This is a genomic window from Bacillus sp. LR_5 (genome assembly GCF_042709275.1).
In genome coordinates this window covers 1-20,294 of the sequence record NZ_JAVAXX010000052.1, presented here as the reverse complement: position 1 = coordinate 20,294, position 20,294 = coordinate 1, and the positions used below count along the sequence as shown (strand labels likewise).

General features: G+C 44.8%; 23 protein-coding genes. 6 read left to right on the top strand and 17 right to left on the bottom strand.

Translation table 11 applies throughout. The features are described 5' to 3' along the window. Positions 1–7: 7 nt before the first annotated feature. The 7 genes from queA to iolG form a co-directional block, all read right to left on the bottom strand. On the bottom strand, positions 8–1,036 hold the full coding sequence (gene queA, locus RAC86_RS13310; protein ID WP_003229723.1) for a tRNA preQ1(34) S-adenosylmethionine ribosyltransferase-isomerase QueA: 1,029 nt from the start codon (positions 1,034–1,036) through the stop codon (positions 8–10). Between the two features lie 29 nt (positions 1,037–1,065). Further along, positions 1,066–1,266, bottom strand: coding sequence for a DUF2905 domain-containing protein (locus RAC86_RS13305; protein ID WP_003222669.1), 201 nt, complete (start codon positions 1,264–1,266; stop codon positions 1,066–1,068). Next, positions 1,259–2,263, bottom strand: a complete 1,005-nt coding sequence (ruvB, locus tag RAC86_RS13300; protein WP_003229718.1) for a Holliday junction branch migration DNA helicase RuvB — start codon at positions 2,261–2,263, stop codon at positions 1,259–1,261. Before ruvB ends, RAC86_RS13305 begins: the two co-directional genes overlap by 8 nt. A gap of 10 nt (positions 2,264–2,273) precedes the next feature. Next, a complete protein-coding gene (ruvA, locus tag RAC86_RS13295; protein WP_003229717.1) occupies positions 2,274–2,879 on the bottom strand; it encodes a Holliday junction branch migration protein RuvA in 606 nt (201 codons plus the stop codon). A gap of 138 nt (positions 2,880–3,017) precedes the next feature. Beyond that, complete coding sequence (gene bofC / locus RAC86_RS13290) at positions 3,018–3,530, bottom strand: sporulation cell-cell signaling protein BofC (protein ID WP_003229715.1); 513 nt, start codon at positions 3,528–3,530, stop codon at positions 3,018–3,020. Between the two features lie 47 nt (positions 3,531–3,577). Continuing rightward, positions 3,578–4,885 (bottom strand): MFS transporter, encoded by a 1,308-nt coding sequence (locus tag RAC86_RS13285; RefSeq protein WP_003246197.1) that lies wholly within the window; start codon positions 4,883–4,885, stop codon positions 3,578–3,580. A gap of 70 nt (positions 4,886–4,955) precedes the next feature. Next, complete coding sequence (gene iolG / locus RAC86_RS13280; RefSeq protein WP_029727129.1) at positions 4,956–5,981, bottom strand: inositol 2-dehydrogenase; 1,026 nt, start codon at positions 5,979–5,981, stop codon at positions 4,956–4,958. A 237-nt stretch (positions 5,982–6,218) separates the two neighbouring features. Between iolG and RAC86_RS13275 the strand changes: the two genes are divergently transcribed. Continuing rightward, positions 6,219–6,866, top strand: a complete 648-nt coding sequence (locus RAC86_RS13275; RefSeq protein WP_003246159.1) for a phosphotransferase — start codon at positions 6,219–6,221, stop codon at positions 6,864–6,866. Between the two features lie 45 nt (positions 6,867–6,911). Here RAC86_RS13275 and RAC86_RS13270 read toward each other — a convergent pair whose 3' ends face one another. Next, complete coding sequence (locus RAC86_RS13270) at positions 6,912–7,034, bottom strand: hypothetical protein (protein WP_003229707.1); 123 nt, start codon at positions 7,032–7,034, stop codon at positions 6,912–6,914. On the opposite strand from RAC86_RS13270, the gene RAC86_RS13265 reads away from it, so the two are divergent. From RAC86_RS13265 to RAC86_RS13255, 3 genes are all read left to right on the top strand, one after another. Then, complete coding sequence (locus tag RAC86_RS13265; protein WP_377885741.1) at positions 7,014–7,565, top strand: DUF5412 family protein; 552 nt, start codon at positions 7,014–7,016, stop codon at positions 7,563–7,565. The genes RAC86_RS13270 and RAC86_RS13265 overlap by 21 nt on opposite strands. Positions 7,566–7,571: 6 nt before the next feature. After that, positions 7,572–7,712 carry a hypothetical protein gene (locus RAC86_RS13260; protein WP_029727127.1) on the top strand — a complete coding sequence of 47 codons (141 nt, stop codon included), beginning with the start codon at positions 7,572–7,574 and terminating at the stop codon, positions 7,710–7,712. A gap of 163 nt (positions 7,713–7,875) precedes the next feature. After that, positions 7,876–9,330, top strand: coding sequence for an alanine/glycine:cation symporter family protein (locus RAC86_RS13255; protein WP_003229701.1), 1,455 nt, complete (start codon positions 7,876–7,878; stop codon positions 9,328–9,330). Between the two features lie 40 nt (positions 9,331–9,370). Here RAC86_RS13255 and RAC86_RS13250 read toward each other — a convergent pair whose 3' ends face one another. The 6 genes from RAC86_RS13250 to nadB form a co-directional block, all read right to left on the bottom strand. Then, entirely contained in the window at positions 9,371–10,093 is a 723-nt protein-coding gene (locus RAC86_RS13250; protein ID WP_004398802.1) for a YebC/PmpR family DNA-binding transcriptional regulator, read from the bottom strand. A 103-nt stretch (positions 10,094–10,196) separates the two neighbouring features. Next, entirely contained in the window at positions 10,197–10,793 is a 597-nt protein-coding gene (gene sgpA / locus RAC86_RS13245) for a spore germination protein SgpA (RefSeq protein ID WP_003245996.1), read from the bottom strand. A 147-nt stretch (positions 10,794–10,940) separates the two neighbouring features. Then, the gene (gene safA / locus RAC86_RS13240; protein ID WP_377885737.1) at positions 10,941–12,104 is read right to left on the bottom strand and encodes a spore coat assembly protein SafA; all 1,164 of its coding nucleotides are present in this window, start codon (positions 12,102–12,104) and stop codon (positions 10,941–10,943) included. Between the two features lie 116 nt (positions 12,105–12,220). Then, a complete protein-coding gene (gene nadA, locus RAC86_RS13235; protein WP_377885736.1) occupies positions 12,221–13,327 on the bottom strand; it encodes a quinolinate synthase NadA in 1,107 nt (368 codons plus the stop codon). Further along, complete coding sequence (gene nadC / locus RAC86_RS13230) at positions 13,314–14,183, bottom strand: carboxylating nicotinate-nucleotide diphosphorylase (RefSeq protein ID WP_277708865.1); 870 nt, start codon at positions 14,181–14,183, stop codon at positions 13,314–13,316. Before nadC ends, nadA begins: the two co-directional genes overlap by 14 nt. After that, positions 14,137–15,732, bottom strand: coding sequence for an L-aspartate oxidase (gene nadB / locus RAC86_RS13225; protein WP_106073631.1), 1,596 nt, complete (start codon positions 15,730–15,732; stop codon positions 14,137–14,139). The genes nadC and nadB overlap by 47 nt, the downstream gene beginning before the upstream one ends. A 102-nt stretch (positions 15,733–15,834) precedes the next feature. Between nadB and nifS the strand changes: the two genes are divergently transcribed. Next, positions 15,835–17,022: a cysteine desulfurase NifS gene (nifS, locus tag RAC86_RS13220; RefSeq protein WP_029727121.1), complete on the top strand. Its 1,188-nt coding sequence runs from the start codon at positions 15,835–15,837 to the stop codon at positions 17,020–17,022. Then, a complete protein-coding gene (locus RAC86_RS13215) occupies positions 16,982–17,524 on the top strand; it encodes a transcription repressor NadR (protein WP_004398582.1) in 543 nt (180 codons plus the stop codon). Before nifS ends, RAC86_RS13215 begins: the two co-directional genes overlap by 41 nt. 23 nt (positions 17,525–17,547) lie before the next feature. Here RAC86_RS13215 and pheA read toward each other — a convergent pair whose 3' ends face one another. Genes pheA through obgE form a run of 3 tightly spaced genes read right to left on the bottom strand, consistent with a single transcriptional unit; the run spans position 17,548 to position 20,212 of the window. Beyond that, positions 17,548–18,405, bottom strand: coding sequence for a prephenate dehydratase (pheA, locus tag RAC86_RS13210; RefSeq protein ID WP_014477545.1), 858 nt, complete (start codon positions 18,403–18,405; stop codon positions 17,548–17,550). Positions 18,406–18,421: 16 nt separating this feature from the next. Next, the gene (gene thrR / locus RAC86_RS13205) at positions 18,422–18,865 is read right to left on the bottom strand and encodes a transcriptional regulator ThrR (RefSeq protein WP_003222630.1); all 444 of its coding nucleotides are present in this window, start codon (positions 18,863–18,865) and stop codon (positions 18,422–18,424) included. A 60-nt stretch (positions 18,866–18,925) separates the two neighbouring features. Further along, complete coding sequence (obgE, locus tag RAC86_RS13200; RefSeq protein WP_003229675.1) at positions 18,926–20,212, bottom strand: GTPase ObgE; 1,287 nt, start codon at positions 20,210–20,212, stop codon at positions 18,926–18,928. Between the last annotated feature and the right edge of the window lie 82 nt (positions 20,213–20,294).

Genomic DNA, 20,294 nt, shown 5'->3' with positions numbered 1-20,294 from the left:
TCTCAAATTATATAATCAGCATCGCGTCTCCGAAGCTGAAGAAACGGTATTCCTCTTCCACTGCATGGTTATAGGCACGCAGAATGTTTTCTCTTCCAGCAAGCGCGCTGACCAGCATAATCAATGACGATTTCGGCAAATGGAAGTTTGTAATCATTCCGTCAATGGCTTTAAATTCATAGCCCGGATAAATAAAAATAGATGTCCAGCCGCTTGATGCTTTAAATTGCCCGTCATGTTCTCCGGCAATCGTCTCAAGCGTGCGTGTCGAGGTCGTGCCGACAGAAATGATCCGACCGCCATTTTCTCTTACTTTGTTTAAGGCTGCAGCCGTTTCTTCTGACATTTGATAAAACTCTGCATGCATATTATGCTCTTCCACTTCATCGGCACTCACAGGGCGAAACGTTCCAAGGCCTACGTGCAGTGTGATGAACTCAATTTGCACGCCTTTGTCTTTCAGCTGCTGTAAGATTTCTTCCGTGAAGTGAAGGCCAGCTGTAGGCGCAGCAGCAGAGCCGATTTCTTTTGAATACACTGTCTGGTAGCGCTCTTTGTCATCAAGCTGTTCTTTGATATATGGAGGGAGCGGCATCTCTCCAAGGGATTCAAGCACCTCGTAGAAAATACCGTCATATTGAAATTCCATCTTTCTGCCGCCGTGCTCAAGCTCTTCCGTGCAGATTGCCTTCAATCTTCCGTCTCCAAATGTGACAACAGTTCCTTTTTTCACCCGTTTCGCCGGTTTGGCAAGTGTTTCCCATTTATCACCGGTTTCCTGTTTCAACAAAAGAAGTTCCACTTTCGCGCCGGTATCCTCTTTTGTGCCGAATAACCGCGCAGGCAGTACCCGGGTATTGTTCAGGACTAGACAATCGCCTTCGTTAAAGAAGCTGATAATGTGTTTAAACGAGCTGTCAGTAAGCTCTCCTGTATGTTTATCGAGCACCATCAGCCTTGAAGCATCACGCTGCTCCAACGGTACTTGTGCAATTAAACGTTCTGGTAGTTCAAAATCAAATAAATCGACTTTCATGATGATTTCACCTTTATTCTAGTCTTTTGTTATTTCATTCTGCCAAAAAGATTAAGCAAAATTGATAATACCACACTTATAATAATACAAGTGACAACCGGGAAGAAAAACGTGACATTTCCTTTTTTTACAAAAATATCTCCCGGCATCTTGCCGACAAAATGCAAAACTGCTCCGATAATAAGCAAAACAGCACCAAGAATCATAATGATCTTAGGAAATTCAGTCATATCGGGGAGCCTCCATTTGGAAATGATGATAAACGGCCGGTGTCACGATCCTTCCACGCGGCGTTCTTTGTATAAATCCAATTTGCAGCAGATATGGTTCATATACGTCTTCAATCGTATGCGATTCCTCGCCGATGGTAGCTGAAATCGTATCAAGGCCTACTGGGCCGCCGTTGAATTTTTCGATCATGCCCATCAGCAGCTTATGATCAATATGATCCAAACCGAGACGGTCAACCTGAAGCCGCTCCAGCGCATTCTGAGAAATGTCTTCCGTAATCCTGCTGTCACCCAGCACTTGGGCAAAATCGCGCACCCTTCTCAGCAGGCGGTTCGCCACGCGGGGCGTCCCTCTCGATCTTCTTGCAATTTCAAGAGCCGACGGTTTATCAATCTCAACCTCGAATACATCAGCGGTTCTTGTGACAATATCCGCCAGTTCTTCTTGTGTATAGTACTCAAGGCGAGACATTACGCCGAATCTGTCTCTTAAAGGAGCCGTCAAAAGCCCCACCCTCGTCGTGGCTCCCACCAGCGTAAAAGGCGGAAGGTCGAGCCGAACCGAGCGGGCAGATGGGCCTTTGCCAATCACAATGTCCAGGCAAAAGTCTTCCATTGCAGGATAAAGCACCTCTTCGATCGATCTGTGCAGCCTATGTATTTCATCAATAAATAATACATCTCCCGGTTCCAGCGCCGTTAATATAGCAGCCAAATCACCAGGCCTTTCAATCGCAGGCCCTGAGGTCGTCCGCAATTCCACTCCCATTTCATTAGCAACAATCGAAGCAAGCGTTGTTTTTCCGAGTCCGGGCGGCCCGTACAGAAGAACATGATCCAGCGTCTCCTGTCTCATTTTCGCCGCATCTATAAACACGCGCAAATTTTCTTTTACCTTATGCTGCCCGATATACTGTGCCAGGTTTTGCGGCCTCAGGCTTTGCTCTATCACTGATTCATGGTTGTCTGCTTCACTTGAGACGAGCCGTTCATCCATGAACATCACCTTACTTTAATAGTTTTTGTAATGCTTTTTTCACATATTGGTCTGTTGTCAGCCCAATTTCTTCTTTAAGGTGAGGAAGCACCTTTTTGATTTCTTTTTCAGCATATCCGAGAACCCTGAGGGCTTCAAGTGCTTCTTCAAGAGCCGTTTCCGCTGTTTGCTTTTCAAGCCTTTCTTCATGATTAAACAGATTTTCAATCATTTCAGGCACAACATCTGCCAGCTTTCCTTTTAAATCTAGAATAATCTGGCGTGCGGTTTTCTTTCCTACTCCAGGAAACTTGACCAAAAAAGCTTCATCCTCATTTTCAATTGCTTGGATGACCGCTCCGGGATCACCCGAGCCCAAGATGGCAAGTGCTCCTTTCGGGCCAATTCCGGTCACGTTTAACAGCTTTGTAAAGAGCGCCTTCTCCTCTCTTGTTGAAAAACCGTAAAGCGAAAAAGCATCCTCTCTGATATGATGGTATGTAAAAATCGTTTCCTGGCTTCTCTCCTTATATATAAACGGATTCGGCGTGAAAATCTGATAGCCGATGCCGCCGTTCTCTATGACAATATATTGGGGAGATACATAATCAATCGTCCCTTTAACAAATTCAATCACGCAAATTCACCTCTTTGACTGTTCTTCATTGTACCATAAAAACAGCCAAAGTCTTATAGAAAAGTTAACATATGTTCGCTTCTCTCTCATTCTTTCACGAAAAAAAAGACATGAATACATGTCTTCAATCAGCGGACGTTACCCGCTGTATGTCTTCATATGTTCGATGACATCCTCAAACTCCGCTTTTGTCCGAAATGGAATGCCTTTCAGCAGATTTTTTTGCATATGGCTTTCCAGCCTTTCTAAATCAATTTGAAAAAAAGACTGAATTGGTTCGGAAGCTGGCTCAGGCCGCCCATGAAAAGTGGAAATCACTCCATTATCCGATACACCGATATACCCGTTGACCTTGCTGAGCGGAGATATATCGTCCATTTGCTTCCGGAAGAGCACATATCCCTTTTTTTGTTCCACAAGCGTCCACCCGGCATAAGCTGCCCAAAAATCATCCATAGAAAACACTTTTTCATGCTTATGCTCAATGCTGACATCGCCGTCCAAATACACCTTTTCAAGCTGCACATGCACCTGCAGCGGCTCATAGTGCTCCACTTCCGCGCCAAGTGCGCGGGAAGGAGCTCCTATTAAAAATACTGCCGCTGAGCAAAGAATGCCCAGCAAAAGATACGCCGTGCTGAATCGTTTCACCCTCTACACCTCTTTGCACACGTTTATGATTAGTTTGACCAAAGAGGCTACTGCTTAACCGTTTTATCAAAATTTGTCTGCACATTTTCCCTGACAAACCGTTCCTCCGTATACACATCTGTGCTTTGCTCAGAAATTGTCAAGAATCGCGTCAGAAAGGCACTGAAAAAATACAATGCCGCAAAGATCCAAATCACGCCGCCTGCACCGAGCGGCCCAATGAAAAGACTCACGATGCCCGGCGCGATAAACGCACATAAACCAGATCCCAAATTCAACACTGACATGGCAGCACCTTTATTATCAGGTGCAAGCGTCGGCAAAAGCGCGCTTAATGGGACGTACCCTGCTAAAGCCGCGCCGTAGCAGCAGGCGATAATCATGAGCACCCAATACTGATGCCCGATCAGCTGAGGCGTGTAATACAGCGCCAGCGTAAAAATACCGCATCCGACACCGCCAAACCACATGACCGTATTGCGCCAGCCAAGTTTATCTCCGACTGCACCGAAAATGATATTAAACACAATATTCACAAAAAACAGCGTCCCCCATATTTGCAGCCATTCCGAAACCGAATACCCGTATCGTGCTAAATAAGTAGGAAGAAAGATGGCAAATCCAAATTGTCCTATCGCATTAATCGTCTTGACCACTCCGCCGATGCCTACCTTAGGGTTTTCAAACATAATCGTAAATGCCTTCGACAGTTCTTTCCATTTCGGCTGATCTTGTTTTTGTATCGGAGTAAATTTATCTTTGTTAAAAAATAAGGCAAGAATTCCGCCTGCCGCCACAAACAGTAAAGCGCTCCAAAGCGTATTGATTTCTCCAAAGGCCGGAACTGCATAGCTGGAATAGAACGGGCCGAGCACGTTAAGGCCGCACGTAAACATAAACCAAAACCATCCGACGGCTTTTCCGAGAATATTTTGAGAGGTGCTGTATGACACCCATACGAGAAAAGAGTATGCAAACAGCGGATATCCCAAGCCTCTAAGAGCATAGCTGCCCAAGAGAGCCGGATAATACATATGAGGAATCGCCCAGCCGATAAAAGCGGCCGAACCGAGGATAAATGCAAGCAATCCGACAGTCATCGTTTTTCTCGGCCCCCAAGTTTGGACAAACGTTCCTGAAAGCCAAGCTGAGATGGTGACAGCAATGCCGTACATGGTAAATAACGATGCGGATTGCTGCATACTGAGACCATGATCAACGAGAAAAGGAGACAGCCAGCCTTGTTCGAGGCCGTCTCCAACCATAAAGATGACAACGCCAATATAACCCCAAACCATGTGAGAAGGAATTCCGATTTTGTTCAAAACATTTCCTTTAGCATGTACTGTATTCATTTTCTCCACCGCCTACTTAAAGTATCAATGGAGTATATACCCAAGCTTGCTGAATTGTAATCCTGTTAGATTAAAAAGCGATTTTTTCAGTGTGCTCAATGCTAACAGGCATGCCAAAAGCAAGCGATTGCTGTGCTGCTCTGGCGATCCTTCCGGCCTGTAAACCGTCATTGCCGGTGCAGGGAGTCTCCTGGTTTGTGCCGATCGCTTCTGCAAAACAGAGAATCTCCTCCTCATATGAATCCTTATAGCGTTCAAGGAAAAAGAAATGCGGTTTATCCTTCATCACAAAATCAGCTGTTGACACCTCAACCGTAGTCGGCCTGCTATTGTCAGCCGCTGCAGAGCCTTTCGTCCCGAAAACCTCAACCCGCTGGTCATATCCGTACACAGCTTGGCGGCTGTTATCAATCACAGCCATGGCACCGTTTTCAAAAGTCAGTGTAATAACAGCTGTATCAATATCACCCAGCTCCGCGAAAGAAGGATTCACCAAAGCCGCCCCTTTGGCATACACTTCCGTCACTTCGCTTCCCATAATATATCTGGCCATATCAAAATCATGGATCGACATATCCATAAACAATCCGCCTGACGTACGGACATAATCTATATTCGGAGGTTCTGGGTCCCGGGACGTGATTCTTAATAAATGAGGTGTACCGATTTGACCATTTTCAACAATCGTTTTGATTTTCTTAAAATGAGGATCAAAGCGGCGGTTAAATCCGACTTGAAGTGTTACCCCGTGTTTCCGGACAGCCGCAAGCGCTTCACTCGTTTCGTCCAGAGAGAAACTAACGGGCTTCTCACAAAATATATGCTTTTTCGCCTCGGCTGCTTCTTTGATCATCTGTGCATGTACGGCTGTAGGAGAGCAAATAAAAATAGCATCAATATCAGGATCATGTAATAAATCACGATAATCAGAGGTTATGTATTCAATCTGATGACTGTCGGCCCAGCTTTTTATACGGCTTGCCTGAATGTCAGAGACTGCTTTTATTTTCATGTGAGGAATCCGGCTTATATTTTGAACATGAAGTTTGCCGATGCGGCCTGCACCGATAATCCCTGTTACAATCTGTTTTGTCATGGCTTCTTCCCCCTTGATCATTCACGAAAGCGCTTTATTTAAAATTAATACTATCCCATTTGTAAGCGCTTTTCAAGAATGGAAATTAAACGTTCTATGTCTCTTTTATCACAATTCATGCTTATAAGTAGCCTTCTTCTTCAAGACCAGATACACTAGAATTAGGCTCTTTTTCCTGAACAGTTTATGATTTTCCTATAAACAGCTGCATAAAATAGCGCAAAGAAGGTGAATGAAATGCTGACAAAAGCAGAGGCACTGGCCCATACCGTCATATACCGCAAGAACAGCAGATTTGATAAAGTCAAAGAGAAATCCGAGGAATTAACACTAATCGGCAAGGGAAGAAGCGCCTATGTGTTTGCCTTAACAGAAGGCGGTCGAAAAATGGCGCTGAAAGTATTTTTTCCGGAATATCAAGCGACAGCAGTCAAAGAAGCAGCGATCTATGAAAAATTAGCCGGGTCCGCATTCTATCCTGACATTTACGAAACTGGCGATTCATTTATTCTCATGGAATATATTAAAGGTGAAACCTTTTATAACTGTCTGAAGAAAGGCATTGCAATCAGTGATGACATGATTCAGCAGGTTGAAGAAGCGCTTTCTGACGCCCGGGCAGCCGGACTGAACCCGTCAGATATTCATTTGCGGAATCTGATATTGACAGAAACCGGGGCGGTGCGGGTGATTGATGTTGCGAGATTTGAGCAGACAAAAACATGCACGCAGTGGGACGACTTAAAATCCGCATATCATGCACTCTACAAAAAACCGATATTCCCCAAAAAGATTCCGGGTTTTTGGCTGGAGATTATCGCATTTTTATATAAGAAAGATTGGTTTCAAAAGCATTTCGCACAGCGGAAAAGAAAATATTCTTAAATCAAAAAGGCAGCCGCACAAGCGGCTGCCTTTATCATGTATTTTTTACTTTCTGACGGCAGAAATCAGTTTCATTTGTTCAGGCGACAGCTTAATTCGATAGCCTCTCACAGTTAAGTAGACCGCTTCTGGGTCCTTCTCGCCGGAATGACAATACGTTTTTTCCATTTCTGTCTCCCCTCACCCTTTATTGGCTTTATTTCATCTTATCATTGCTTTATTAATGTAATTTTAAAGACATGTAACGATCATATGAATCCGATATATAGTAAAATGAGAGAAAAAAAGGGAGAGAGTCACATTAAGACACGCAGCAACATCCCGCTTATTATGTTTGCCCTGCTGGTCTTCTTCGGCGGCGCCATCTATTGGATGTTATTTTCACTAAAAAACGTTCCGAAAGGCAATCTCGTCCAATCGGTTGAATCGCCGGACGGCAGCTATACGTTAAACACTTATGTATCCGAAAACATCTTGAGCTTAGATGCAGCCAGAGGTGAACTTGTAAATGAAAAAACACTTGTCAAGAGAACAATCTACTGGAATTACCCGGACAGCCGCCCAGCAGTGACGTGGATCAATCACAATACAGTGAAAATCGGCAATCAGACTTTACATCTTGATACTGATGAAACGTATGATTGGCGAAAAGATGATCATTGGATCCGTGAAGAACCGCCGCAGGCGTCAGTGAGGTGATGAAACATGAATAAGATGAACGGAACAAATGATGACAAGCATTTCAATCATTTTGTGATTGCTTTATCCTTTATATACGGTTTGACTGAACTAGGCTATTTGTTGCTGAAGGATTTTATAACAATTGCCATAAGTTTGCCTCTGTAGAAAAACGCAGCGTAGTCGATACGCCGCGTTTTTTCTTTTTCCCTTCCTCTTCTTATTGATAATTACAGGTCATATAATGTGACAAATCGATTGTAGAAATAGTTCGATTAGACCAAAATCCTTTTTATACATGTATTCGAATTTGAAGTGAGGGGGAAGCTTGATGGCAGATTTTGTTGCTAGTTTGAATGCGGTCTTATGGAGTACGCCCGTCATTTATATTTTATTGGGAATTGGATTCGCCTTTTCAATTATGACCCGTTTTTTACAAGTCCGACATTTAAAAGAAATGATTGTTCAGATGTTCAAAGGCAAGAGCTCTGAAGCCGGCGTTTCATCTTTCCAAGCGTTATCGATTGCGCTGTCCGGCCGTGTGGGCACAGGAAACATCGCGGGAGTGGCGACAGCAATTGCATTCGGCGGACCCGGTGCGGTGTTCTGGATGTGGGCGATTGCCTTTATCGGGGCGGCGAGTGCCTTTGTAGAATCAACACTTGCTCAAATTTACAAAGTAAAACAAGACGGTCAATATCGGGGCGGCCCTGCTTATTATATAGAAAAAGGCTTAGGCATTAAGTGGTTTGCCGTCTTATTTGCCGCTGCTGCCCTTATTGCAATGGCCTTTCTAATGCCGGGCGTACAGTCCAACTCCATTGCGGCTGGGATCCAAAATGCATTCGGCATCTCTCCTTTCGTCACAGGGTGTGGTCTGGTTTTATTATTAGGGTTCATTATTTTTGGCGGCGTCAAACGAATTGCCAGTGCGGCGCAAATGATTGTTCCATTTATGGCCATTGGATATATCCTGCTGTCTTTGATTATTATTGTCATGAATGTGTCTGAATTACCTGCTGTGCTCTCATTAATATTCAAAAGCGCCTTTGCATTGGATTCCGCTTTTGGCGGCTTGATCGGCATGGCGATTTCCTGGGGCGTTAAACGTGGCATTTACTCAAACGAAGCCGGCCAGGGAACAGGCCCGCATCCGGCAGCCGCTGCAGAAGTTTCTCATCCGGTCAAGCAGGGACTGGTTCAGGCATTTTCTGTTTATATTGACACCTTGTTTGTATGTTCCGCTACAGCTTTCATGATCTTGTTTACCGGCATGTACAATACCCAGGCTGCAGATGGTTCCTTTATCGTTCACCAGCTTAAAGGCGTAGAAGCAGGACCTGGTTTCACACAAGCGGCAATTGACAGTGTTCTTCCCGGATTCGGTGCAGGCTTTGTTGCCATCGCTTTATTCTTCTTCGCTTTTACAACAATTATGGCGTATTACTACATCGCAGAAACAAATATCGCCTATTTAGCACGAGGCAGAGAAAGCAAATGGGCAATGCTTGGCTTAAAACTGATTATTTTAGCCGCCACATTCTATGGTACTGTGAAAACAGCTTCACTTGCTTGGGCATTAGGGGATGCAGGGCTTGGCATTATGGTATGGCTGAACGTCATTGCCATTGTGCTGCTTGCCAAGCCGGCGCTCCTTGCTTTAAAGGATTATGAGCGCCAAAAGAAGCAGGGCTTAGACCCGATCTTTGATCCAAAAGCGCTGGGTATCAAAAACGCTGATTTCTGGGAGAAAGAATACACTCATGAAAGTGAACGTGTCTCCTGAACATACTAAAACCGGCCCGATATGACCTCGTGCCGGTTTTTTATGAACGATAGTTTGTATACACTTCTTGAACATCATCGTCATCTTCAAGGACGTCTATTAATGTTTCCAGCTTCTCAACAGCCTGATCATCGGCTTCTGCATAGGTATTGGGAAGCATGGTCACCTCCGCCGAAGAAATTAGATATTTCGATTCGAGGGCTGTTTTCACCTCTTCAAAATGCTCAGGCTCTGTGAAAACCTCATATAGGTCTTCTTCAATTCGCAGCTCTTCTCCTCCTGCTTCAAGCACATCAAGCATGAGCTCATCTTCTTCTATTTGCCGTTCAGTACGGTCTATCGTAATGAACCCCTTTCGTTCAAATAAAAAGGCTACACATCCGCTTTCTCCCAGACTTCCGCCATTTTTATTAAAGGCTGTCCGCACATTTGACGCCGTTCGGTTTTTATTATCTGTTACGCATTCAACCATGACGGCAATCCCTGAAGGGCCGTAGCCTTCATAGGTGATTTCTTCATAGCTGCTTCCGTCTTGGCCTCCCGCAGCTTTTTTAATGGCCCGATCTATATTTTCATTCGGCATATTGGCGCCTTTTGCTTTTTCGATGACAAGACGCAATGCTGAATTTGCTTCTGGATCCGCTCCGCCTTCTTTCGCTGCCACATAGATTTCTTTTGCAAGCTTCATAAATATTTTCCCGCGCTTTGCATCCTGTGCATTTTTTCTTTTTTGAATGTTTTTCCACTTGGAATGGCCTGCCATGTTTTCACCTTCTTTTACATTTTCTATGTACACTTTAATGGGAATTGTTCGCTGATGCAAAGAAAAAGGCTGCCGAATATCACTTCCGGCAGCCCTTCCTTCCCTAGCGGTTGTTCATTTTATGAAGTTTTCTGAACAGCCCTTTATCTGTTGATACCTGGACATCACGGCCATTTGCATAGTTGCGCGCTGCTTTTACGACATTATCTCTGTCAGACTTTGTGAACTCTCTGTGGCTTTTGACTGCGATAACTACTCGGTCATCCGATACCATAACTTGTGTGTCATTGACGTTTTTCACTTGTTTCACACGGTTGGCAATTTTTGCAGCCAGTCTTCTGTTTTCTTGGTTGTCATACCCGTTGTTCGCTGCATTCCGATTCATGTTTCGGTTATTCGTGTTGTTATATGTTCCGTCAGTTGCCAAAGGAACACGATCGTCAGCAGTAACACGGTCACGGTTATTTACATTCGTGGTGTTTCGGTTACCGTCGTTCTGATCCTCCATTAATTCAGAAACAGGACCATCGTGGTCGATTCCGTCTCCCTGTCTATCGGCGTCATTTTCATTTGTATAATATCCGATTGGACGGGTATTGCCGTTATTGCGCGTATCATTCATAGCATTATCGTTTGCTCCGCATGCTGTTAAGCCGGCTGTCATTAGAATCAGGCTAGCGATCGTCATTTTTTTACCCAATGGAAAAACCCCCCGTGGACGAATTGAGCATGTTTGCTCGCTTTTATCATGTGCGTATGGGGGGCATGTTAAGCGTGTCAGTTCTCTCCATTTGGCAGTGATCAGCTTGAAAACAAAAAAAGGAACGATTTACATCGTTCCGAACGATCACTCATTTTCTTCTTCCGGCCGGCCAAACATTTGGTTTACAGAAGGCTGGTTCGTCATTGGCATAGAAACTCCTGCCGAATATGGGTTTGGATTTGGGTTAGCTGTGCCATATGGCATATTAGGGCTTCCATAAGCTCCCATTCCCGAGTGGCCAGGTGCAGAGAAATATGGCTGATGATCACCGTCACAGCCGCAGTCGTCATGATCTTTGTATGGCATGTAACCATGAGCCGCAGCAGGCTGGTATGCTCCCATTACTTGGGGAGTGCCGTAATAAGGGCCATACGGCATATGTCCATACGGAGATCCATAAGCCGGAGATGCGTATTGCGGCGCACCGTATGAACCGTAATGTCCGTGATGGCTGTTTTCATGATGCTGGTTTTCATAACCCGGGTCATACTGAGGCGATACAAAGCCTTGCTGGTATCCATGCATCGGATGCATTGGAAAAGCTTGTGCCGGATAGTACGGATAGCATAATCCTGATCCTGGAAGAATTGGCGAAACAGGCACCGGACACGGTACGAAATGAGCCGGATAATGATAATAAGGCTGAACAGCCGGCATCGGCATATTCGGAACTGTGTGATGAACGTTTTCCTCTTCTACACCGCCTACCTCTGGCGCCTTTGGCATATTAGGCATATTCGGATAATTTGCATTTTCCATATTACTCATAGCCTCCTGTTGTGGAAATTGGTCTTGCATATGATACATATGATCCATATTTCCGTCATGATGTTTTTTCGGCTCCTCCGGTTTAGGAGGCGACCAAGGCTGGAAAAGCTGTTTCATATCATAATAATCGTTCACATCAGCTTCAGGGTACACATTTTCCTGCAAATTAGGCATCGGCGGGACATACGGCATGGACTTCTTTTCTTTCGGCTTTGTGTCTTCTACATCGACAACGGATTTAGGCTTCTCTTTCGCATATGGATGTTCTTGCTTCACACTCCCGGCCGCAGGACTTTTGCCCGCTTTTGGCTCTTTTCTGACCGGGACTCCTTCTGACGGCACTTTTATTTTCATTCCAGGCATGATTAAGTCTGGATTGCTAAGCTGTGTATTGAGTTTTTTCACTTCCTCAACATCGACTCCGTACTTTTCAGCTATTTTCCAGAGCGAATCGCCTTTTTGAACGATATGGATTTTCAACGTTTTCCCCTCCTATGCAAAACGTGAACAGTTCAGCTGTGATTACAATATGTTTCTTCACAACATATGCCTGAACAAAAGAAGTTATGAGTAAAGGAAGGGAAAATATTTCTGATCTACGTGATCGAAAGCATTCGATTCAGAGCAAGGAGTGCATCTTCCTGAATGGCTTTTGGCACCTTGATGACGCCTGAAGGTTCTCCTTTTTCAATTTGTTCCAGCGACCACAACAAATGCGGCAAATCAATTCGGTTCATTGTCAGGCAAGGGCACATGTCAGGGTTGAGTGATTCGATTTGTTTATCTGGATGCTCGTGAATGATCCGCTGAACAAGATTCATTTCTGTCCCGATTGCCCACTTGCTTCCCGCCGGAGCCTGATTGATTGTGTCGATAATATATTTCGTTGATCCGTTATCATCGCTTAGTGTCACGACTTCGTGTGAGCATTCCGGGTGCACAATGATCTGAATGTCGGGGTCTCGCTCTCTCATATCATGGATATTTTTAGTGGTGAATTTCTCATGAACAGAGCAATGCCCTTTCCACAAAATCACTTTCACATTCGTATGCCCGGATTCAGCTACTAATTCATCTTTCATCGGGTCCCACACAGCCATATCTTCAAGCGCAATGCCCAGATCATAAGCCGTATTTCTCCCTAAATGCTGATCAGGCAAAAATAAAATTCTTTTTTTCTGTGTAAACGCCCATTCAAGCACTTTTTTCGCATTCGAAGAAGTCACAGTTGCTCCGCCATGCTTTCCGACGAATGCCTTGATCTCCGCAGTGGAGTTCACATAAGTTAAAGGTATGATCGTATCTCCAAATATATGCTGAAGCTTCTTCCATGCCCTATTGGTCTGCTGCATGTCAGCCATGTCAGCCATAGAACATCCAGCTCTCATATCTGGCAGGACGACCGTTTGCTGCTCGTTTGTCAGCATATCGGCGGTTTCTGCCATAAAGTGAACACCACAAAATACGATATAATCCGCATCTTTGTTTTTTTCCGCTACTTGGGCCAATTGCAGGGAGTCGCCTGTTTGGTCAGCAAATTGTATCACTTCATCCTTTTGATAATGATGGCCTGGTATAAAGAGCCTGCTGCCGAACTTTTTCTTAATGGCGGCAACGCGCGTTTCCATATCCTTTCTCGATAGTTCTTTATAACTTTCGGGCATCATATCATTCGATTGTTTGATCACATCAAGAATTGACATAACGGCATTCCTCCACAGATTCATTTGATAACGTAACATCCATGCTGATATCTAAACTTTTGACGGAATGAGTCAGAAATCCTAATGAAATATAATTCACACCCGTCCCTTTAAAAGCAGGCAAAGATTCTAACGTAATCCCGCCGGAGGCTTCAGTTTTTATATGATCCGGTGTGAGCTTTGCAAAATGACGGACCGTATCAGGCGGACAGTTGTCAAACATAATAACATCCGCGCCAGCTGCAATTGCTTCCCGCAGCTGTCCCTCCGTTTCAATTTCCACCTCGATATTTACCATGTGCCCTGCGGCCTGACGGGCTTTTTTGCACGCCTCTAAAATAGAGCCACATGCTGCGATATGATTATCTTTAATCATGATGCCGTCATACAAACCGAATCGATGATTATACCCGCCGCCGGCTCTGACAGCATATTTCTCCAGCATTCTAAGCCCCGGTGTTGTTTTTCTCGTGTCACAAATTTTAATCTGTTCATCATCCAGACACCGAACAGCCTCTCTTGTCATTGTCGCAATTCCTGACAGCCTCTGAATAAGATTTAATACGACCCGCTCTCCTGAAAGGAGCGCAGCTGCGGGACCATGTAACTCGGCAATCACTTCACCTTTATGCAACATGTCCCCATCTTTTTTGTGCAAAATAATTTGAACATTTTCATCTAATAAAGCAAAGCCTTCTTTTATCACCGCAGTCCCTGCAAAGATACCCTCTGACTTAGCAACAATCTCCGCTTCACAGCTCTGTTCTCCAAAAATAGACTGCGATGTAAGATCCCCTGTCCCAATATCCTCAAGAAAAAAGTGATTCAGTAATTTTTTCAGCTGTAAATGATTCATTGTTCCAAATCCCCTCGTTTTTTCTGATCTTCGTTCCTTTTTTTGTATGGACAATTTGTCTTCCTTGCCAGCTCACCTCAGCATGAGGAAAATCGGTGCGGAAGTGAGCCCCTCTGCTTTCCTCCCGCAAAAGCGCAGAAAACGTCATCAGCTTTGCAGTTTGCCATAGATGAGAAAGTTCCATCTGCCGAATTGTGATATCCTTCACATTTACTTCCTGAAAAGGCAGCGTATGAAGCCAGATGCTAAGCTCAATCAAACTGCTTTGTTCCCGCAGAATAGACATGTGGCTTGTCATTTTGCTTTGCAGTTCATGCACCTCTATATCCGGCACCTCGTAGAAGACACTGGTTTCTAGCCCTGATTGATATTGCCTGTTATAAACCGGTTTTTGGATAATATGCTCTGCTGCCCTTTTTCCAAATACCAGCGCTTCCAATAAAGAATTGCTTGCAAGCCGGTTTGCTCCATGTAAACCGGAGCATGCTGTCTCGCCAATCGCATAAAGCCCCGGCACTGTCGTTTCTCCCCAGCGATTAACTGAAACACCTCCCATTAAGAAATGCATTCCCGGAGCAACAGAAATTTTTCCGCTGTGGATATCAACCCCTGCTTTTTCACAAATAGCAGTGATGGTAGGGAAACGCGTTTCAAAATCAGAAATCGCACTGAAGTCTATATAAACGCGATTTCCTTTTGCCATTTCTTCGTGAATAACCCGTGAGACAATATCTCTTGGGGCCAGGTCACCTAAAGGATGCCGTTCAGCCATAATCCTGCGGCCGTTTTCGTCTACTAAACATCCGCCTTCCCCTCTGACAGCTTCTGAAACAAGCCCGTAGGAAACACCATTTTTCACAAGCAGTGTCGGGTGAAACTGAGTAAACTCCAAATCCGTTAATTCCGCCCCGGCCCGGTAAGCCAGAGAAAGACCGTCACCTGTGACAGTAAGATCATTCGTATGGTGAAGAAACAGGTTTCCACAGCCGCCGGCAGCCAGCACAACTTCGTCTGCGTGCCTTACCTTGAGCCGCCCTTTGCTGTCTTTTGTCATGACGCCGATACATCGTCCGTCCTCTATAAGCAAATCTGCTGCCGTTTCATTCTCGATTAACTTGATTTTGCTGTTGATCCGTTTGAGCAAATAATCGATAAGCAGCCTGCCTGTTGCGTCTCCGCCTGCATGAAATATGCGGTTGTATGAGTGGGCCCCTTCTCTTCCAAGACAAACACCGCCTCGTTCATTGCGGTCGAATGGAAATCCACGCTCCAATAGGCTTTGAACCATCATTTTTCCATCATGTAATACGTCTGCTGCAATAGCTAAATTATTATGGCCGCACCCTGCGTATAACGTATCCTCCAGATGGGCTTCAATCGAGTCATCTTTTGCATAGGCCGCAGCAATCCCGCCTTGTGCATAGACAGAATTGCTGTTTTTGACGCTTTTTTTTGTGATAACAGTCACTTCGTATGAGGGCGGGAAAGCTGCAGCTAAGGAAAGTGCCGCCGCCCCTGAACCGATGACTGCAATCGTCTTTTTAGACATATGCCATCCTCCTGTTGTTTACACCTGTCTTGACACCTATATTTACACAAGGATAAAATAAACTCAAGAGTTTTTTATGGAGAACGGATGGAGGAAGACCGGATGATTTATTTAGATTATGCAGCGACAACGCCTATTTGTGAGGAAGCCCTTACTGTATATCAGAAGCTTAGTATGGATATGTACGGAAATGCCAGCAGCCTGCATGATGCAGGAGGAAAAGCAAAGCACATACTGGAGTACTGCCGTGAAAAAATCGCCAACATCATTGGCGGAGAAGCAAGCGGCATCTATTTTACAAGCGGCGGCACTGAATCCAATTTTCTGGCCATTCAATCATTGCTAAACGGCCTGCCAAAAACGAAAAGACATTTTATTACGACTGCCATGGAGCATCAGTCCATTCACAATTGCGCTGCTTTTTTGGAACAGCAGGGGTATGATGTAACAGTCATTGAACCAAATGAATACGGGCTTATTACCGAGGAAATATTACTAGCCCATATCCGGCCGGAAACAGGCCTTGTATCTATTCAGCATGCAAATTCTGAAACCGGGATCATTCAGCCCATTCACCGCCTGTCTTCATACCTGCACAATAAGGGCATTCTTCTTCATTGCGACGCTGTTCAAACGTTTGGAAAGATCCCGATCAATACAAAAAATCTGGGAGTAGATGCACTCTCAATGTCCAGCCATAAAATCCACGGTCCAAAAGGAGTAGGGGCGGTCTATATCCGTCCGGATGTCCCTTGGAAACCCGTTTATCCTCTGACTACTCACGAATACGGATTCAGAGCCGGCACCGTAAATGTTCCCGGGATCGGTGCCTTCACTGCCGCTGCAGAATTGATCGTAAGCGAAATGGAAAAACAGATATCCCGCAATGAGGCATTAAGAACATACTTTCTAGACCAAATCCGTATTCGGTCTCTCCCTGTAACCCTTGCGGCAGACACTTCGCAAGCAGAATGTCTTCCGCATATTATAGGGTGTTTTTTTCACTCATTTGAAGGACAATATGTTATGTTAGAATGTAATCGGAGTAATATTTGCATTTCAACCGGCAGCGCTTGTTCTGCAGGTTACCACGGTCCGTCTGAAACAATGAAGGCATTAAGAAAAACCGAACAAGAAGCTCTGCAATTTATCCGCATCTCTTTTGGCAGGCATACAACAGCTGAACAGCTGGAACAGTTATTACATACGTTTACAGTGCTTTGGGAACAAAAGAAAGGAGAATTTGATATTGACCGAAGAATTAAAGCTAATGGGCGCCAACAGGCGTGACCAGCTTCTTCTGTGGCTGAAGGAATCTAAATCACCGCTGACAGGAGGAGAACTCGCAAAAAAAGCGAACGTTTCAAGACAGGTTATTGTACAGGATATATCGCTCTTGAAAGCGAAAAATGTACCGATTATCGCCACAAGCCAAGGATATGTATACATGGATGCAGCCGCTCAGCAGCACCAGCAGGCAGAAAGAATCATAGCATGTCTGCACGGTCCTGAACGGACAGAAGAGGAACTGCAGCTCATCGTCGACGAAGGCGTTACAGTAAAAGACGTAAAAATCGAGCATCCCGTGTATGGAGATTTAACTGCAGCCATCCAAGTAGGCACCCGGAAGGAAGTTAGCCATTTCATTAAAAAAATCAATTCTACGAATGCTGCCTACTTATCACAGCTGACCGACGGCGTGCACCTGCATACACTGACAGCACCTGATGAACATCGCATCGATCAAGCTTGCCAAGCCCTCGAAGAAGCCGGCATTTTAATTAAAGACTAAAAAAAGCCCTCTAGAGGGCTTTTTTATAATTGGTAAGACTGGTATGCACCTAGGAGCTTCACTTTGCAGCCGAGCGCTTCAAGCTCCTGCATGGCCCCTGGAATCAATACATCATCAAACGCTTTTTCAATATCAATAATAAAGAAATAATGGCCTAATCCGGTTTTAGTCGGACGTGACTCAATTTTTGACAAGTTTAAATTTCTCCAAGAAAATGCAGACAGCACTCTATGCAGCGCCCCGGACTGATCATCCTGCGGCAGCATGACCATTAAGGTCGTTTTGGGCCTAGAACTCAATTTTGAATTCACTTCAAAAGATATGTTTTCATCAGGAGACAGGATAACAAATCTTGTATGATTGTCCCTATAATCCTGTATATCCCGTTTCACGATTTTTAATTCGTATGTAGAAGCTGCCATATCATTGGCAATGACCCCGATATTCAGCTCGGGATGGTCACTGACAAACTTTGCTGCCGCCCCGGTAGAATTGGCGTATTCATATGGAACGGAAGGAAAATGTCGATGAAGAAATTTATGGCATTGCGCAATCGCGTGTGAATGTGAGTAAATTTTGTCGAGCTCTTTCCATGCATTCTCTCTAGAGGGATGGACGAGCAAGTGCTGATGAATCGGCAACGTCATTTCACCCACGATTGGCAAGGGCTGTTCATGTATTAAATAGTCTATTGTTAGATTAACAGATCCTTCTAATGCATTTTCCAAAGGAACAAAAGCAAAATCAACTTCGCCTGCAACGGCTGCATCTATACACTCCGGAATGGTGCGGTAAGCAACATGTTCGGCGCCGTTTTGAAAACAAGAACTGACTGCTAGATGTGTAAATGTAGCTGCTGGACCTAAATAACCGACTTTCATGACGATTTTCTCTCCCTTATGCACCTGAACCTAATATTTCAACCTTTTCTACAAAATCAAACTTCCTGAGCTTATTCATTAATGTATGAATGTCTTCTTCCATTGCCGACGTACTGATAGACAGTGTCACATTTGCTCTGCCTTGAAGCGGAATGGTCTGGTGAATGGAAAGAACGTTGCTTCCAGAATCAGCTACCGCCTGAAGAAGCTGAGATAACGCACCTGACCTATCCTCCAAATGAAAGAAAAGTGTGATAATTTGTTCTTTTACCATGGTGTAGAATGGAAAAACAGCATCCCTGTATTTATAAAACGCACTTCTGCTTAAATCGACCTTTTGAACGGCATCTGCTACTGAATCTGCTTTTTTTCGATCAAGCAGCTTTTTGACTTCTAATGTTTTTCTCATTGCATCGGGCAATACATCTTCACGGACAAGATAAAATGTCTCCTCTTTCATTTGCATCCCCCCTTTAAAATAGAGAGCCTGGCACCAGGCTCTCTTTTCAGCCAACATTCATTAATCAATAAATTCAAATTCAAATTCCAGAAGCCTGATTATATCTCCATCCTTGGCTCCGCGTTCTCTGAGTGCTTCATCAACACCCATTCCGCGCATCTGTCTTGCAAACCGTTTAACCGATTCATCACGTGAGAAATCAGTCATCTTGAATAACCGCTCAAGGCTGTCTCCTGAAAGCACAAATACACCGTCTGGATCGCGTGTAATGTTAAATGGCACTTCTTCATTTTCCATCGTGTACATGACACGGTTTTGTGTAAGCTCTTCCTCGTCATATAGCGGGAATTCCGGTGTGTTCTCAAGCTGATTGGCAACCTCAAACAGAAGCTCACGCAGACCTTCTCTTGTCACCGCACTGATCGGGAATACCGGATAATCATCCGTCAACTTTTCTTTAAAGGCTTCGAGATTTTCCGCAGCCTCCGGCATGTCCATTTTATTTGCAACGATAATTTGCGGACGCTCGGTGAGACGCAGATTGTACTCGCTCAGCTCCTGGTTAATCGTAAGATAATCCTCATACGGATCGCGGCCTTCTAAGCCTGACATGTCAATGACGTGAACAATAACCCTCGTCCGTTCAATATGGCGCAAAAACTGGTGGCCCAGTCCGACGCCTTGGTGTGCGCCTTCAATCAGCCCCGGCAAATCAGCCATGACAAAGCTGCGTCCGTCATCCGTTTCAACCATGCCGAGATTCGGGACAAGCGTTGTAAAGTGATAGTCCGCAATTTTCGGTTTTGCAGATGAGACAACAGACAGCAAAGTAGATTTTCCCACACTCGGGAACCCGACAAGTCCGACATCTGCAAGCACTTTTAATTCAAGAACAATGTAGCGTTCTTTTCCCGGCTCGCCGTTTTCTGAAAGCTGAGGCGCGGGATTAGCCGGTGTAGCAAAGCGGCTATTTCCTCTTCCGCCTCTTCCGCCTCTTGCAATGACAGCCCGCTGTCCGTGCTCTGTTAAATCAGCGATGACCTGTTTCGTATCATCGTCTGTCACAACGGTGCCCGGCGGAACTTTAATGACCATATCATCAGCATTTCGTCCGTGCTGGTTTTTGGACATGCCATGCTCGCCGCGAATCGCTTTAAAGTGTTTTTTGTATCTAAAATCCATCAGGGTGCGGAGACCTTCATCTACTTCAAAAACGACGTCTCCTCCCTTTCCTCCGTCACCGCCGGCAGGGCCGCCTTTCGGCACATATTTTTCACGGCGAAACGCAACCATACCGTTGCCGCCGTCGCCGCCTTTTACATATACTTTGACCTGATCTACAAACATAATGTCCTCCGTTCTAAACCGTTAAAAACTCCGCTAGTCCAACCCAATTTCAATCAGACATTCGTGACTCGTGATTTCAAAA

Excerpts from the sequence above, each read along its gene's own strand:
- queA (WP_003229723.1), bottom strand. The coding sequence starts at position 1,036 with ATGAAAGTCGATTTATTTGATTTTGAACTACCAGAACGTTTAATTGCA.
- RAC86_RS13305 (WP_003222669.1), bottom strand. The coding sequence starts at position 1,266 with ATGACTGAATTTCCTAAGATCATTATGATTCTTGGTGCTGTTTTGCTT.
- ruvB (WP_003229718.1), bottom strand. The coding sequence starts at position 2,263 with ATGGATGAACGGCTCGTCTCAAGTGAAGCAGACAACCATGAATCAGTG.
- RAC86_RS13285 (WP_003246197.1), bottom strand. The coding sequence starts at position 4,885 with ATGAATACAGTACATGCTAAAGGAAATGTTTTGAACAAAATCGGAATT.
- iolG (WP_029727129.1), bottom strand. The coding sequence starts at position 5,981 with ATGACAAAACAGATTGTAACAGGGATTATCGGTGCAGGCCGCATCGGC.
- RAC86_RS13275 (WP_003246159.1), top strand. The coding sequence starts at position 6,219 with ATGCTGACAAAAGCAGAGGCACTGGCCCATACCGTCATATACCGCAAG.
- RAC86_RS13265 (WP_377885741.1), top strand. The coding sequence starts at position 7,014 with ATGACAATACGTTTTTTCCATTTCTGTCTCCCCTCACCCTTTATTGGC.
- RAC86_RS13270 (WP_003229707.1), bottom strand. The coding sequence starts at position 7,034 with ATGGAAAAAACGTATTGTCATTCCGGCGAGAAGGACCCAGAAGCGGTC.
- RAC86_RS13260 (WP_029727127.1), top strand. The coding sequence starts at position 7,572 with ATGAATAAGATGAACGGAACAAATGATGACAAGCATTTCAATCATTTT.
- RAC86_RS13255 (WP_003229701.1), top strand. The coding sequence starts at position 7,876 with ATGGCAGATTTTGTTGCTAGTTTGAATGCGGTCTTATGGAGTACGCCC.
- RAC86_RS13250 (WP_004398802.1), bottom strand. The coding sequence starts at position 10,093 with ATGGCAGGCCATTCCAAGTGGAAAAACATTCAAAAAAGAAAAAATGCA.
- nadA (WP_377885736.1), bottom strand. The coding sequence starts at position 13,327 with ATGTCAATTCTTGATGTGATCAAACAATCGAATGATATGATGCCCGAA.
- nadC (WP_277708865.1), bottom strand. The coding sequence starts at position 14,183 with ATGAATCATTTACAGCTGAAAAAATTACTGAATCACTTTTTTCTTGAG.
- nadB (WP_106073631.1), bottom strand. The coding sequence starts at position 15,732 with ATGTCTAAAAAGACGATTGCAGTCATCGGTTCAGGGGCGGCGGCACTT.
- nifS (WP_029727121.1), top strand. The coding sequence starts at position 15,835 with ATGATTTATTTAGATTATGCAGCGACAACGCCTATTTGTGAGGAAGCC.
- pheA (WP_014477545.1), bottom strand. The coding sequence starts at position 18,405 with ATGAAAGTCGGTTATTTAGGTCCAGCAGCTACATTTACACATCTAGCA.
- thrR (WP_003222630.1), bottom strand. The coding sequence starts at position 18,865 with ATGAAAGAGGAGACATTTTATCTTGTCCGTGAAGATGTATTGCCCGAT.
- obgE (WP_003229675.1), bottom strand. The coding sequence starts at position 20,212 with ATGTTTGTAGATCAGGTCAAAGTATATGTAAAAGGCGGCGACGGCGGC.